This is a genomic window from Streptomyces sp. NPDC058872, from assembly GCF_042743065.1.
GTDB lineage: Bacteria > Actinomycetota > Actinomycetes > Streptomycetales > Streptomycetaceae > Streptomyces.
Genome location: NZ_JBHYMK010000010.1, coordinates 1 through 14,295 on the forward strand (window position 1 = coordinate 1; position 14,295 = coordinate 14,295).

At 71.4% G+C, this 14,295-nt stretch carries 13 protein-coding genes; 7 read left to right on the forward strand and 6 right to left on the reverse strand.

Features of this window, described 5'->3' with window-relative positions:
- Window positions 1-325 precede the first annotated feature (325 nt).
- From ACFW22_RS08395 to ACFW22_RS08415, 5 genes are all read left to right on the forward strand, one after another.
- Window positions 326-490, forward strand: coding sequence for a hypothetical protein (locus ACFW22_RS08395; RefSeq protein ID WP_384879201.1), 165 nt, complete (start codon window positions 326-328; stop codon window positions 488-490).
- Between the two features lie 9 nt (window positions 491-499).
- On the forward strand, window positions 500-793 hold the full coding sequence (locus ACFW22_RS08400) for a Dabb family protein (protein WP_384879198.1): 294 nt from the start codon (window positions 500-502) through the stop codon (window positions 791-793).
- Window positions 794-1,004: 211 nt separating this feature from the next.
- Window positions 1,005-1,853, forward strand: a complete 849-nt coding sequence (locus tag ACFW22_RS08405; RefSeq protein ID WP_386400582.1) for an RNA polymerase sigma factor SigF — start codon at window positions 1,005-1,007, stop codon at window positions 1,851-1,853.
- Between the two features lie 235 nt (window positions 1,854-2,088).
- Window positions 2,089-3,003 carry an RNA polymerase sigma factor SigF gene (locus tag ACFW22_RS08410; RefSeq protein ID WP_386400584.1) on the forward strand — a complete coding sequence of 305 codons (915 nt, stop codon included), beginning with the start codon at window positions 2,089-2,091 and terminating at the stop codon, window positions 3,001-3,003.
- A 62-nt stretch (window positions 3,004-3,065) separates the two neighbouring features.
- Window positions 3,066-3,872 carry a hypothetical protein gene (locus ACFW22_RS08415; RefSeq protein WP_386400586.1) on the forward strand — a complete coding sequence of 269 codons (807 nt, stop codon included), beginning with the start codon at window positions 3,066-3,068 and terminating at the stop codon, window positions 3,870-3,872.
- Between the two features lie 142 nt (window positions 3,873-4,014).
- Here the strand turns inward: ACFW22_RS08415 and ACFW22_RS08420 are convergent, their stop codons facing one another.
- Window positions 4,015-4,248: a hypothetical protein gene (locus ACFW22_RS08420; protein WP_384879186.1), complete on the reverse strand. Its 234-nt coding sequence runs from the start codon at window positions 4,246-4,248 to the stop codon at window positions 4,015-4,017.
- Between the two features lie 158 nt (window positions 4,249-4,406).
- Between ACFW22_RS08420 and ACFW22_RS08425 the strand changes: the two genes are divergently transcribed.
- Both ACFW22_RS08425 and ACFW22_RS08430 read left to right on the forward strand, forming a co-directional pair.
- Window positions 4,407-4,850 carry a MarR family winged helix-turn-helix transcriptional regulator gene (locus tag ACFW22_RS08425; protein ID WP_386400589.1) on the forward strand — a complete coding sequence of 148 codons (444 nt, stop codon included), beginning with the start codon at window positions 4,407-4,409 and terminating at the stop codon, window positions 4,848-4,850.
- Between the two features lie 15 nt (window positions 4,851-4,865).
- Window positions 4,866-6,488, forward strand: coding sequence for an MDR family MFS transporter (locus ACFW22_RS08430; RefSeq protein ID WP_386400590.1), 1,623 nt, complete (start codon window positions 4,866-4,868; stop codon window positions 6,486-6,488).
- A 114-nt stretch (window positions 6,489-6,602) separates the two neighbouring features.
- Here the strand turns inward: ACFW22_RS08430 and ACFW22_RS08435 are convergent, their stop codons facing one another.
- The 5 genes from ACFW22_RS08435 to ACFW22_RS08455 form a co-directional block, all read right to left on the reverse strand.
- On the reverse strand, window positions 6,603-7,382 hold the full coding sequence (locus tag ACFW22_RS08435) for a TetR/AcrR family transcriptional regulator (protein ID WP_386400592.1): 780 nt from the start codon (window positions 7,380-7,382) through the stop codon (window positions 6,603-6,605).
- A gap of 27 nt (window positions 7,383-7,409) precedes the next feature.
- The gene (locus tag ACFW22_RS08440) at window positions 7,410-8,927 is read right to left on the reverse strand and encodes an MFS transporter (RefSeq protein ID WP_386400855.1); all 1,518 of its coding nucleotides are present in this window, start codon (window positions 8,925-8,927) and stop codon (window positions 7,410-7,412) included.
- A gap of 93 nt (window positions 8,928-9,020) precedes the next feature.
- On the reverse strand, window positions 9,021-11,258 hold the full coding sequence (locus tag ACFW22_RS08445) for an ArnT family glycosyltransferase (protein WP_386400594.1): 2,238 nt from the start codon (window positions 11,256-11,258) through the stop codon (window positions 9,021-9,023).
- The gene (locus tag ACFW22_RS08450) at window positions 11,255-12,547 is read right to left on the reverse strand and encodes a glycosyltransferase (protein ID WP_386400596.1); all 1,293 of its coding nucleotides are present in this window, start codon (window positions 12,545-12,547) and stop codon (window positions 11,255-11,257) included. The genes ACFW22_RS08445 and ACFW22_RS08450 overlap by 4 nt, the downstream gene beginning before the upstream one ends.
- A 288-nt stretch (window positions 12,548-12,835) precedes the next feature.
- On the reverse strand, window positions 12,836-14,290 hold the full coding sequence (locus ACFW22_RS08455; RefSeq protein ID WP_386400598.1) for a sensor histidine kinase: 1,455 nt from the start codon (window positions 14,288-14,290) through the stop codon (window positions 12,836-12,838).
- Window positions 14,291-14,295: the final 5 nt, after the last annotated feature.

A 14,295-nucleotide genomic window follows, 5' to 3' on the forward strand; every position in this document is an offset into this window, starting at 1 on the left:
GGCCCGGCGGGGGGGCGCGGCCGGGGCCTCTTCCGTGGGACGGGGGGAGCGGCATCGGGGGGACAAACCGCTCCCCCCGATGAGAACCGGACCTACCGGTCCACGCCGCAGTCAGGGGGAAGGTGCGCGGCGCGGACCCCGCAGTGCGGGCCGGTTCCAGGAGCCCGGTGGATTCCTGCCAGATCCGCTGGGCTCGACATCCATCCTGCGGGCCCGTCACCCTTCCGGGGGGCGGCGAAAGACCCCGATCGACGGGCCCTTGGTCCATAAAGGCTCGGTTAGAGTGGCGCGGTCGTACGGCGGGGGAACCGGGGAGGGCTGGGCAGTGGCGCAAGCGAAGAAGATCGCGCTGTACGCGGTCGTGGTCTTTGTGCTGTACACGATCATCAACTCCCCCGCCCGGGCCGCCGATCTGGTGCAGGTAGGGTTCGAGGGCATTTCCAGCGCCGCCCAGGGTGTCGGCGAGTTCATGACCGAACTCATCAACTAGGAGCCCTCCGTGATCCGCCATCTCGTCCTCTTCAAGCTCAATGACGGCGTCTCGCGCGACGAGCCGCGCGTGGTCGCCGGTGCCGAGGCGTTCCGTGCCCTCGGCGGGCAGATCCCCGAGCTGAAGTTCTGGGAGTGCGACTGGAACATCACCGACCGGCCGATCGCGTACGACTTCGCGATCAACTCGGCCGTGGAGGACACCGACGCGCTCCAGCGCTACCTGGACCACCCCGCGCACCAGGCGGGCGTCGCCCAGTGGCGCGAGTTCTCCACCTGGGTGATCGCGGACTACGCCTTCTAGGACTTTCACGCGTGAGGCCCCCCGCCGCTCCGGTGGGGGGCCTCACGGGCTTCTGGCCTCTGCTTTTTCGCCCCTCACGCCCTCAACACGTCACTATGCGGTGCTTGCACACAGTGGACATGTCTTGTGATGCTATGACCGCTTTTGACGGATGAGTTGACCGTAGTTGACCCGGTCGACCAGCAAGACCAGGCGAAGGGGTGGCGTGAACGTGCCGGCCAGTACAGCACCTCAGGTCCCGCCCCAGCACGAGGCGGGCGGGGCCGTGGACGCCCCTCGCGCCCGACCGCAGAGCAGTCGGGGCGCCGACACCCGGGCCCTCACCCAAGTCCTCTTCGGCCAACTCAAGGACCTCGAACCGGGAAGCCCCGAGCACCACCGGGTGCGCGGGGCGCTCATCGAGGCGAACCTGCCGCTGGTGCGGTACGCGGCGGCCCGCTTCCGCTCCCGCAACGAGCCCATGGAGGACGTCGTCCAGGTCGGGACCATCGGCCTGATCAACGCCATCGACCGCTTCGACCCGGACCGGGGCGTGCAGTTCCCGACCTTCGCCATGCCGACGGTCGTGGGCGAGATCAAGCGGTACTTCCGCGACAACGTCCGCACGGTGCACGTGCCGCGCCGGCTGCACGAACTCTGGGTCCAGGTGAACGGCGCCACCGAGGACCTGACGACCGCCCACGGCCGCTCGCCCACGACCGCGGAGATCGCCGAGCGGCTGCGGATCGGCGAGGACGAGGTGCTCGCCTGCATCGAGGCCGGGCGCTCGTACCACGCCACCTCCCTGGAGGCCGCGCAGGAGGGCGACGGACTGCCCGGGCTGCTCGACCGACTCGGCTACGAAGACCCCGCCCTGGCCGGGGTCGAGCACCGCGACCTCGTGCGACACCTGCTGGTGCAGCTTCCCGAGCGCGAGCAACGAATCCTGATGCTGCGCTACTACAGCAACTTGACCCAGTCTCAGATCAGTCAGGAGCTCGGCGTCTCGCAGATGCACGTGTCAAGGCTCCTCGCCCGCAGCTTCGCACGCCTGAGATCCGCAAATAGGATCGAAGCGTAACCAGAACGGGTAGACCGCTTCGGACTAGTCTCACGGCCCCTCAGAACCCTTACACCCCTTGCTTCCTGCGGATATGTGCTTCCTCTGTGTCGACAAGTCACTACAGCGTGTTGCCGACATGTGACATTCTGCTGGAACCGAGTTTGCCGCAGCCCCACCGCCGGTATTCAGGTGGAGGCTGCGTTCCTCAGACGGGCGCGGCCACCGCGACCGTCCGCGACCTCAAGGGGGTGGCATGTCCACAGAACTGGGCAGCTCGAAGGTGCTCACGCTCACGCCCGTTCCCGTGCCCACGCAGACGACGGCGTCGACCGCGACCGACACCGCGGAGACCGACGCGACCGCCTCTCCGCCGATGGTCGCCACGTCCGGATCGCTCGACACCCGCACTCTGTCCCGCTCGCTGTTCCTGCGACTGCGCGCGCTCGACGCCGAGGGTGCCGCCGCCGACAGCCCCGAGCGGACCTACGTCCGCGACACCCTCATCGAACTCAACCTCCCCCTCGTGCGGTACGCGGCGGCCCGCTTCCGCTCCCGCAACGAGCCCATGGAGGACATCGTCCAGGTCGGAACCATCGGCCTGATCAAGGCGATTGACCGCTTCGACTGCGAACGGGGCGTGGAGTTCCCGACGTTCGCCATGCCGACGGTGGTCGGCGAGATCAAGCGCTTCTTCCGCGACACCTCGTGGTCGGTGCGCGTCCCGCGCCGACTGCAGGAACTGCGGCTCGCCCTCACGAAGGCCAGCGACGAGCTCGCCCAGCGGCTCGACCGCTCGCCGACCGTTCCCGAACTCGCCGCCGCCCTGGGGGTGTCGGAGGAAGACGTGGTCGACGGCCTGGCCGTCGGCAATGCGTACACCGCCTCCTCCCTGGACTCGCCCTCGCCCGAGGACGACGGCGGCGAGGGATCGCTCGCGGACCGCCTCGGCTACGAGGACTCGGCGCTCGAAGGGGTCGAGTACCGCGAGTCCCTCAAGCCGCTCCTCGCCAAACTGCCGCCCAGGGAACGGCAGATCATCATGCTCCGCTTCTTCGCCAACATGACGCAGTCACAGATCGGCGAAGAGGTGGGCATCTCCCAGATGCACGTCTCGCGGCTGCTCACCCGCACCCTCGCCCAGCTGCGCGAGGGCCTGATCTCCGACTGACTCCCTCCTGACTTCCTCGAAACCCCAGTCTGACTGACGATCCGTCAGTCAGACTGGATCGCATGAGGCGAAAGAAGCCGGGACTGGTGGCGGTGGCGCTCTGCCTCGGCGGGGCGCTGACCGCGTGCGGCGGCGGGGACGGCGAGGGGTACGCGGCCGTGGGCGCCGGCCGTCCCCCCGAGGGCGCGGCCGGCCCGTCGGGCGCGGTCGTCCTGGTTCCCCTGGAGAGCCCCACGGACCCCGCCCTCACCTCCAGCACCTCCTCCCCGTCACCCGCGCCCCCGGGGGCGTCACCGTCGACGGACGGGGCCGCCCCGGCTCCTTCCGGGGCCTCCGCGCCCCGGGGGTCCTCCCGCGCGGCCCCGGGCGCGGAATCCGGTGCGGGCACCACCACGGGCGGCGGCCCGACCACCGGGCCCGGGAGCACGGGCCCCGGCCGCGGGACCGGGAGCACGGCTCCGAGCACGGGCGGCGGCACCCCGCCCCGCACTCCCTCCACCACGCCCGGACCCACCTCCCCCGGCACGCCCGCGCCGTCACCCACGCCGACCACCGCACCCGGGCCCGCCGTGCTCACCGTCTCCTCCCCCGTGCTCGCCGACGGTGACCGGCGCTGGTGCGAGCGGGTCACCGTGACCTTCCGCAACACCGGTGGATCGACGGCCGCTTCGGGAACGGTCACCTTCGCCACGCACGTCATCGGCGTCCTCGGGACCGATTGGGCGACCGTCACCACCCGGCAGCCGCTACCGGCGCCGATCGCGGCCGGGGCGGCGCGCACCCACACCTACACGGTGTGCGTGGACTCCTGGCGCGTGCCCCTCGGCATGCGGGTGGAGACCCGCAAGGTCACCGCCGTCTGGCAGTGAGCCCCCCTTCACCGGCGGGTGCGGGGGCGATGCGGGGGCGAAGGGCCCGCTGCGCTGCCGCCCCGCCCCTCGGCCCGGGAAAAAGGGCGGGCCGGCTCCGCGGGGTGCGGAGCCGGCCCGTCGGCCTCGGGATGCGGAGCGGTCAGCCCAACGCCAGCCAGGCGACGGCCGCCAGGACGACGACCACCGCGACGACACCTGCGATCAGGCCGACGCGCGGGCCGCTCTTCGCGGCTGCGACCTGCGACTCCTGTCGCTGCCGGGTGCCTTCGTCGACGAAGGCGCGGAACATCTGGGTGCTGCCGGCCGGGTCGTAGTCCTCGGGCCCCTGGGGGCTCTGGCCCTGGCCGTACGGTGCTTGGGGGTTGTGTGCCATGGCCCGGACACTAGCGAAAGCGGGGCACGGCCCCCAACCCCCCGGTCCCCCCGCTCTCCTTTGCCGATTCTTTAGCGCCGTTTGACCGATTTAGTTTGCCTGGAGCAACCAACCATCTCTATGGTTGCCCTAAGCAACAAGATGAACGGGGGTGCCCGATGGAGACACGGAGCCGGTACGAGGACCTCGCCCGTTCGGTGAGCGCGATCGGAGCCGTGAAGCGCGGCCTCGCCCGCGCCCTGCCCCTCGAATGCCAGGGCGGCCCGGCGGCCGTACTCGCCCTGGTCAAGCACCACGGCGACATGCGCATGAGCCGGCTCGCCGAGCACATGGCGGTCGACCTGTCCGTGTGCAGCCGCCACGTGGCCCACACCGTGGAGCACGGCTGGATCGAGCGGCTGCCCGACCCGGACGACAAGCGCTCCCGCATCCTGCGGCTCACGGAGTCAGGTCACGCGATGCTCGGCGAACTCGACCGCCGAGTGACCGAAGCCTTCTCCCGTCACCTCGCGGAGTGGTCCGACGACGACGTCGAACTCCTCACCCACCTGCTCGCCCGCCTCCGCGACTCCTTCGGGGACTGTCGGGCCCACCACGCTTGAGAACAAAGGAAGTCCATGGCTACGACCACGCCCGACACCGGTGTGCGGGACGGCCTCGCCGACGGCGGAGGCGGCGACACCGCTCCGATGACCCACCGGCAGATCATGGAGGCGCTGTCCGGGCTGCTGCTCGGCATGTTCGTCGCCATCCTGTCCTCGACGATCGTCTCCAACGCCCTCCCCCAGATCATCACCGACCTCGGCGGCGGACAGTCCGCCTACACCTGGGTGGTGACCGCCGCCCTCCTGGCGATGACCGCGACCACCCCGCTCTGGGGCAAGCTCGCCGACCTCGTCTCCAAGAAGCTGCTCGTCCAGATAGCCCTGATCATCTACGTCGCCGGCTCGGTCGTCGCCGGCCTCTCGCAGAGCACCGGCATGCTCATCGCCTGCCGGGTCGTCCAGGGCATCGGCGTCGGCGGTCTGACCGCCCTCTCCCAGATCATCCTGGCCGCGATGATCTCCCCCCGCGAGCGGGGCCGCTACAGCGGCTACCTCGGCGCGACCTTCGCCGTCGCCACCGTCGGCGGCCCGCTGCTCGGCGGCGTCATCACCGACACCGACTGGCTCGGCTGGCGCTGGTGCTTCTACGTCGGCGTGCCCTTCGCGATCATCGCGCTGATCGTCCTGCAGAAGACCCTGAAGCTCCCCGTCGTGAAGCGCCGGGTGAAGGTCGACTGGGCCGGCGCCCTCTTCATCAGCGCCGCCGTCTCCCTGCTGCTCATCTGGGTCACCTTCGCGGGCGACAAGTACGACTGGATGTCCTGGCAGACGGCCGTCATGGTCATCGGTGCGGTGCTGCTCGGCGCGGTCTTCGTGCTCGTCGAGTCGAAGGCGAGCGAGCCGATCATCCCGCTCCGGCTGTTCCGCAACCGGACCATCTCCCTGGCCTCGCTCGCCTCGCTCTTCGTGGGCGTCGCGATGTTCGCCGGCACGGTCTTCTTCAGCCAGTACTTCCAGTTGGCCCGGAACGAGTCGCCGACCATGTCCGGCGTCCTCACCATCCCGATGATCGCGGGCCTCTTCGTCTCCTCCACGGTCTCCGGCCTCATCATCACCAAGACCGGCCGGTGGAAGGCGTGGCTGGTCACCGGTGGCGCCCTGGCCGCCGGCGGCCTCGGCCTGCTCGGCACGATCCGCTACGACACGGAGTACTGGCACATCGCGCTCTTCATGGCGGTCCTCGGCCTCGGCCTCGGCATGATGATGCAGAACCTGGTGCTCTGCACCCAGAACCAGGTGGCCCCCGCCGACCTCGGCGCCGCCTCCTCCGTCGTCACCTTCTTCCGCTCGCTGGGCGGCGCGGTCGGCGTCTCGGCGCTCGGAGCGGTCATGGCCCACCGGGTCACGACCTACGTCCAGGAGGGCCTGACCGAGCTCGGTCCGAAGGCCGCGGGCGCCCTCGGCGGCGGTGGCGGCGGCATCCCCGACATGGACAAGCTGCCGGCCCCGATCCGCACGGTCATGGAGGACGCGTACGGCCACGGCGTCGCCGACGTCTTCCTCTACTCGGCGCCGTTCGCGCTGCTCGCCTTCGTGGTGACGCTCTTCATCAAGGAGGTCGCGCTGAAGTCCAACGCGGCGAAGGCCCCCGAAGGGGAGCCGGCCGCGGTGAAGGCGGCGACGACGGGCGGGTGAGAAGCTCCCGGTCGCACTTCGAGCGGAGGCGCGACCGGGTCGGGAACGGAGCGGCGGGCAGGGGACGGCCCGCCGCTCCGTCACGTCTGTCGCTCCGTCACGTCTGTCGCTCCGTCACGTCTGTCGCTCCGCGGCCTCGCGCGCCACCATGACCTCGATGCCGGCGACGAGCACGTCCAGGGCGTAGGAGAAGTCGCGGTCCCAGACGACGCTGAGGCTGCCGTGCGAGATCCGCTCGTCGAGGACCTCCCGCAGGCCCTCGATCCGCTCCCCGAAGCCCGGCTCGTCCCGGAAGGCCTTCACCGAGTCCGCGTAGAAGTCGTCCTGTGACATCCCGGCCTCCGCGGCACGCCGACCGAACCGGGACTCCAGCGTCCCGTAGCCGTAGACGAACTGGAACACCGCGGACATCGCGCTCGGCCGCCGTTCCAGGGAGAGGCCGGTCTCCCTGATGGTGTCGTGGATCTTGTGCCCGACGGCGATCGCCTGCGGACCGATGTTGAGGTACTGGCCGGCGCTCGGCGACATCCACGCGTGGCGGACCAGCATCTTCCGGTACTCCAGGGCCAGCACCCGGATCCGGGCCCGCCAGTCCTCGGCGGCGTCGACCGCCGCGAGGTCGATCTCTCCGTAGACGCTGTCCATGGCGTACTCAAGGATGTCGTCCTTGGTGTCCACGTACCAGTACAAGGACATCGCGGTGACCCCCAGCTCGGCCGCGAGCTTGCGCATCGACAGCTTGCCCAGGCCCTCCTCGTCGAGGATCCGGATCGAAGCGGCGACGATCCGGTCCCGGTCGAGCCCGGCCGGACCACCACCGCTGCGGGCGGCCCGGCTCTCCAGCCAGACGCTGGAACGCGCCGGGTCCTTGGCCCGATCGGCTGCCTTGACCATCGCGTTCCTCCGTCTGTCAGCGGTTCGTCACCATGCTAGGCAGCGACCGGCCGCTCGGGGCCCCTCTCCTTCTCCCCCGCGCTCGGCCCGCCGGAGCAGGAACGCCGCGAGCAGACCGCCGGCGAAGACGGCGACCGCACCGACCAACTGACTGGTGCGGAGCCCGGAGGCGAAGGCCCCGGCGATCTCCGCCCGCTCCGCCGCGCCCCCGACCGCTGCGAGGGCCGCCGGCAAGGAGGTCGCGGTGACGGCGACGAGGGCGGCGAAGCGGGCGTTGAGCACGGCCCCGAGGACGGCGACGCCCAGACCGTTGCCGAACTCGGCCAGCGTGCCGTTGATCCCGGCGCCCACGCCCGCCTTCTCCGGCGGGATCGCGCTCATGAGCGCACTGGCCATCGCCGGATTGGAGACGGCGATGCCGCCGCCCATCAGGACCAGGCCGAGCAGCACGCCCCCGTAGCCGCCGTCCGTGCCGCCGCCGAGCAGTGCGATCGAGGCGAGCCCCGCGGCGACGAGGGGCATGCCGAGGGCGACGGTGCGCGGGACGCCCAGTCCGATGACGACCTTCGGTCCGATGCCGCTCAAGTTGAGGGCGACGACCGTCAGGGCGAGCGGCGCCATCCGGAGACCGGCTTCGAGCGGCCCGTAGCCGAGGACGAACTGCAGGTGCTGGGTGAGCAGGAAGAGCGAACCGCCCATGCCGAAGACGACCAGGATCGAACCGCTGACGGCACCGACGAACTCCTGGTTGCGGAAGAAGCGCATGTCGAGCATGGGGTGGGGGGTGTGCAGCTCCCAGCGGGCGAAGGCGCCGAGGCCGAGCAGTCCGACGGCCGCCGGGACCAGGACCCGGAGGGAGAGCCAGCCGTGTTCGGGGCCGGTGATGATCGCGTACACCAGGGCGGTCATGCCGAGGGTGGAGAGCAGCGCACCGAGCAGGTCGGGGCGCTCGCCCCGGCTGTTCTTGGACTCCGGCACGAGCCTGAGGACGGCGACGAGCGCGACGAGCGCGACCGGAATGTTGACGAGGAAGATCATTCCCCACCAGAAGCGGTCGAGGATCACCCCGCCGATCAGCGGCCCGCTGGCGAAGCCCAGCGAGGCGACGGTGGACCAGAGCGCAATGGCCTTGACCCGCTCGGAATCGTCGAAGATCTGCATGACGACGGCGAGGGTCGTGGTCATCAGGAGCGCGCCGCCGACTCCCATCCCCGCGCGGGCGGCGATCAGCTGGGTCGTGGAGGCGGCGAGGCCGGCGGCGAGCGAGCCGAGGCCGAAGAGCACGAGGCCGACGGCGAGGAGCTTCTTGCGGCCGTAGCGGTCGGCGGCGTTGCCCGCGCTGAGCAGCAGGCCCGACTGGACCAGCGAGTACGCGTTGATCATCCACTGGATGTCGCTGGTGGACGCGTGGAGCTCGGAGGTCAGCGAAGGGATGGCGACGCCGAGGACGGTGTTGTCGAGCAGCACGGTGAGTTGGGCGAGGCAGATGACGCCGAGGATCAGCCAGCGCTGCGGATGGCTGCGCGTGGCGGTCGGGGCGGTCACGGTGGTCGACGCCGTCACGGCAGACCTCCTTGTACGGTGTACGGGACCAGGTCTCGTACACCGTACAAGAATCTCTCGTACGCTGTATGGGGATTACTTCCGGGACGTCAGGTCATAGAAGGTGGAGCTGCCGAGGGTGACCTCCTCGAAGGTCTCCGACACCCAGGTGGAGATCTCCGAGTTGCCGCCGCGACCACCGCCGGCTCCCCCTCCGCCACCGATGAAGTAGTGGATCTTCCCCTCGGCGACGTACTGCTTGAACTGGTCGAGCGTCGGAGACGGATCGCTGCCGTTGAACCCGCCGATCGCCATCACCGGCTTCTCGGTGGCCAACTGGTAGCTGGCGGCGTTCTGTGCGCCGACCGTGGCCGCGACCCAGGTGTAGTCGTCGGCGTCCGCGAGGAGGGCGCTCTTCGCCTCCTCGTCGACACGGGCTCCGTTGAGCAGCCCGCCCATGCCGCCCCCACCGGTACCGGCGTCCCGCGCCGCACCCTGCGGCAGGCCCTGCTGCTGCATGCCCGGGGGAAGGCCCTGGGGCGGATTGCCACCGGGCACACCGCGCCCCTGGCCCTGGCCCTGACCCTGACCACCGGGCAGCTGACCGCCCGGAATCTGACCGCCCTGACCCTGACCGCCCGGAAGCTGACCGCCCTGACCCTGACCGCCCGGAATCTGACCGCCCTGACCCTGACCCTGGCCGCCCGGCGGCATCATCCCGGCGCCGCCGAAGGGCCGACCGGCCCCCGGCCCCCGGCCCCCTTGGGCGCCGCCCGCCGGACCCGCCGTCACGATCGAGCCCTGGTGGGCGGTGTTCACCGTCTCCACGGTGTACGCGAAGGGAGCCGCGAGCCCCGCCACGAGGCCGAGTCCCGCGAACCCGAGCCCCCACCGCCGGTCGACCCGGCCCACGAGGAGAAGGCCGAGGGCGGCAACGGCACCGGTCACCAGAACCACCCACCGCAGCCACGGCAGCCAGTCCGGCGTACGGCCGAGCAGCGTCCAGGCCCACCAGGCCGTCACCGCCACCGTCACCGCGAGCACCACCGGGGCCAGCCCGTGCGCCCGCTCCTCCCACAACACGGCCGCACCCATGCCGATCAGCGCCGCCAGGTACGGGGCCAGGGCCACCGTGTAGTACTCGTGGAAGATGCCGGCCATGAAGCTGAACACCACGAGCGTCATGAGCAGCGCGCCGCCCCACACCAGGAACGCGGAGCGCGCCGTGTCGGTCCGCGGCGCCCGCCAGGTGATCACGAGCCCCGCGACCAGCAGGATCAGCGCGGCCGGCAGCAGCCAGGAGATCTGACCGCCCACCGCGTCGCCGAACATCCGGCCGATGCCGGTCTCTCCCCAGCCACCACCGGGTCCGCCTCCGCCGCGAGCGGGCAGGTCCATGCCGGCCGGCAGGTTCTCGGCCATCCCACCGGGACCGCCGCGCCCCCCGCCGCCGACGCTCCCGACCTCGTTGCCGTTGATGCGGCCGAGTCCGTTGTAGCCGAAGGTCAGCTCCAGGAAGCTGTTGTCCTGCGAGCCCCCGACGTACGGACGGGAAGACTCCGGCCACAGCTCGACCAGGGCCACCCACCACCCCGCCGAGACCACCATCGCGAGCCCGCCCAGGGAGATCCGGCCGAGCCGCCGGCCCAGACCACCGGGCGCACACACCACGTACACGAGCGCGAGGGGCGGAAGGATCAGGAAGGCCTGCAGGGTCTTCGCCAGGAAGGCGAACCCGAAGGCCACCCCCGCCCACACCAACCACCGTGCGCTGCCCCGCTCCTGCTCCAGGGCACGCAGCACGCAGTACACGGCGACCGTCATCAGCAGCGCGAGCAGGGCGTCCGGGTTGTTGAAGCGGAACATCAGCGCGGCGACCGGCGTCAGCGCGAGGACCGCGCCGGCGATCAGCCCCGCGCCCGCACCGAAGCGGCGGCGTACGGCCGCGTAGAGCACGGCGACCGTGCCCACGCCCATCAGGACCTCGGGCAGGAGGATCTGCCAGGAACCGAGCCCGAAGAGACGGACCGAGAGGGCCATCGGCCAGAGTGCGGCCGGCGGCTTGTCGACGGTGATGGCATTGGCCGCGTCGAGGGAACCGAAGAAGAAGGCCTTCCAGCTCTCGCTGCCCGCCTGCACGGCGGCCGAGTAGAAGGAGTTGGCGTAGCCGGAGGCGCTCAGGTTCCACAGGTAGAGCAGTCCGGTGGCGACGAGCAGGCCCAGAAAGGCGGGCCGCACCCAGGTGGCGTCCTCGGTGCGCCCGCGCCAGAGCCGGGCGAGCCAGCCGCTTCCGGGTCCGGCGTGGGCCGGGGGCGTGGTGGGCGAGGTGGTCATCGTTCGTCGTTCCTTGAGGTCGGCCGCTCGGGGAAGACCCAGAGCCGGAAGAGGAGGAAGCGCAGGACGGTCGCGGCGAGGTTGGCGACGATCAGGACGGCGAGCTCGGTGGAATGGGCCGGATCACCGGTGGCCGCGCCGAGGGCGGCGAGCGAGCCACTGGTCAGGGCCAGCCCGATGGCGAAGACCACGAGTCCCTGTGCCTGGTGGCGGACGGCCCGGTCCCGGCCGCGCACGCCGAAGGTGAGGCGCCGGTTGGCCGCCGTGTTGGCGATCGCGGAGAGCAACAGGGCAGCTGCGTTCGCGAGTTGCGGCCCCAGGCCGAGTCGGAAGGCCGAGTACAGCGCGAGGTAGAAGAGCGTGGACAGGGCTCCGACCGCGCAGAAGCCGACGAGCTGGCGGGCCAGCCCGCCCGGCACCCCGCTCAGCTCGCGGTCCCGGGGGTCGTCCCCGAAGGGCCGGGCGAGTCGGTCGAGCGGCAGCGAACCGGTCGCGAGGGCCCGCCCCACCCGCCAGACGCCCTTCAGGTCGTCCGTGGCGGTCCGCACGATGTGCACGGTCGAGTCGGGATCGTCGACCCAGTCGACGGGCACCTCGTGGATGCGCAGCCCGGCCCGTTCGGCGAGGACCAGCATCTCGGTGTCGAAGAACCAGCCGGTGTCCTCCACCATCGGCAGGAGCCGCTCGGCGACCTCGCGCCGTATCGCCTTGAAGCCGCACTGGGCGTCGGAGAACCGGGCGGCGAGTGAGGACCGCAGGATCAGGTTGTACGCACGCGAGATGAACTCCCGCTTCGGCCCCCGCACCACCCGCGAGGAGCGGGAGAGCCGGGAGCCGATCGCCAGGTCGGAATGACCGGAGATGAGGGGGGCGACCAAGGGGAGCAGCGCATTGAGATCGGTGGACAGGTCCACGTCCATGTAGGCGAGGACGGGGGCGTCCGAGGCCGACCACACCGTCCGCAGCGCCCGACCGCGCCCCTTCTGCTCCAGCCGCACGGAGCGCACTTCGGGCACTTCGGCGGCGAGGGCCGCGGCAACGGCGGGGGTGGTGTCGGTGGAGGCGTTGTCGGCGACCGTGATGCGGAAGCCGTACGGAAAGGTCCTGAGGAGGTGCTCGTGGAGCCGGCGCACGCACGGCTCCAGGTCCTTCTCCTCGTTGTAGACGGGAATCACCACGTCCAGGACGGGCCGTCCGGCGACGTCCACCGGCAGGTGCTCCCGGGCGGGGAGGGCATCGGGCCTTCCGGAGGCCGTGGACGCGGGCCCCGCGATCATTGGAGTTCGCATGCCCTCGACACTCGCCGGGGCCGCTGTCACGGCTGTGTGATGAGGCTGTGCCCCGCCTGTGAGTCCCGCCGCGGGGCGCTGCCGATGGGGCCCCACGGCCCCTGCGGTGCATCCTCCACGGGTCCCGCCGGTGGGTTCGCGGGCCCACCGGTGGGACCCGTACCCGAGTCCTGCCGGTGGGTTCCGCCCCTGAGCCCCGGTGGTGGGCCCCGGGGCGGGACCGCCCGGTCAACCGTACGGACCACCCGTGGTCGGGTGCCGTGTGCGCCCCGTCGGCCGGTGCTCCGGTCAGACCCGGGCCATGGGCAGCCGGACGGTGAACACCGTGCGTCCCGGGGCGCTTTCGACGTCCACGTCCCCGCCGTGGGCGAGCACGACCGCCCGGACGATGGCGAGGCCGAGGCCGGTGGAACCGGCGTTCCGGGAGCGGGAGGCGTCGCCGCGTGCGAAGCGCTCGAAGACGGCGGGCAGCAGCTCGGGCGGGATGCCCGGACCGTCGTCCTCCACCTCGACGACCGCCGTCGAACCCTCCGTGCGCACCCGCGCGGTGACCTTGGTGCCGGGCGGGGTGTGGGTGCGGGCGTTGGCGAGGAGGTTGACCAGGACCTGTTGGAGCCGAGCCCCGTCGGCGGGCACGACCGTTCCGTCGGCGGGCAGTTCGAGGAGCCAATGGTGGTCGGGGCCGGCGACCCGGGCATCGCTGACGGCGTCCACGACGAGCGGGACCACCTCCGTGTCCCCGTACGACAGGGGACGACCGGCATCGAGCCGGGCGAGGAGCAACAGGTCCTCGACCAGTCCCGTCATCCGGGTCGCCTCGGACTCGATCCGGCCGAGCGCGTGCCGGGTGTCGGGACCGCACTCCTCGCGACCGCGCCGGGTGAGCTCCGCATAGCCGCGGATCGAGGCGAGCGGGGTGCGGAGTTCATGGCTGGCGTCCGCGACGAACTGTCGGACCCGGGTCTCGCTCTGTTGGCGTGCGTCTAGTGCCGAGTGGACGTGGTCGAGCATCCGGTTGAGGGCCGCACCGACCTGGCCGACCTCGGTCCGCGGGTCGGCCTCGGCCTCCGGAACCCGCTGGTGGAGCGCCACCTCTCCGCTGTGCAGCGGAAGCCCGGTGACCTGGCGGGCGGTGGCGGCGACCCGCCGGAGCGGACGCAGGGCGACTCCCACGAGCACGGTTCCGGCGAGCGAGGCCGCGACGAGTCCGGCCCCGGTGAGGCTGAGTTCGACGAGGACGAGGGTCGAGAGGGCGTCCTCCACCTCGGTGAGCGGAATCCCGACGAGGAACTCTCCGTGGACGCCGGCGGTGGGCTCGACCCGGTAGGAGCCGAGCCCACCGGGCATGTCCACGGTGTGCGGGCGACCGTCGCGGGGGACGGCGGCGAGGGCGGAGCGCTGTGCCCCGTCGAGCTCGGCGATCCGGACGTTCCGCTCGTACGGGCCGCTGTCCACGGCCTCCGCCGAATATCCGGCCGCCGTCGACTCGCCGTCCACGAGGACCGCGCCGAGGGTTCCTATCGGGGTTCCGGGGGCCTGCAGGAAGGCCAGTGGTTCCTTCGGACGGGCCGCATCGGGCGGGCGGAACGCGGAAGGTCCGGCGACCGGCGGCCCCGACACCCGGTCCGCGACGACGCGGAGCTGTTCGTCGGCCTGGTCGTACAGGTACGACCGGAAGGCGATGGTCGTCACCGTCCCGATCACGGTCGCGACGACCGCGATCAGCGCAACCGCCGACACCACCAACC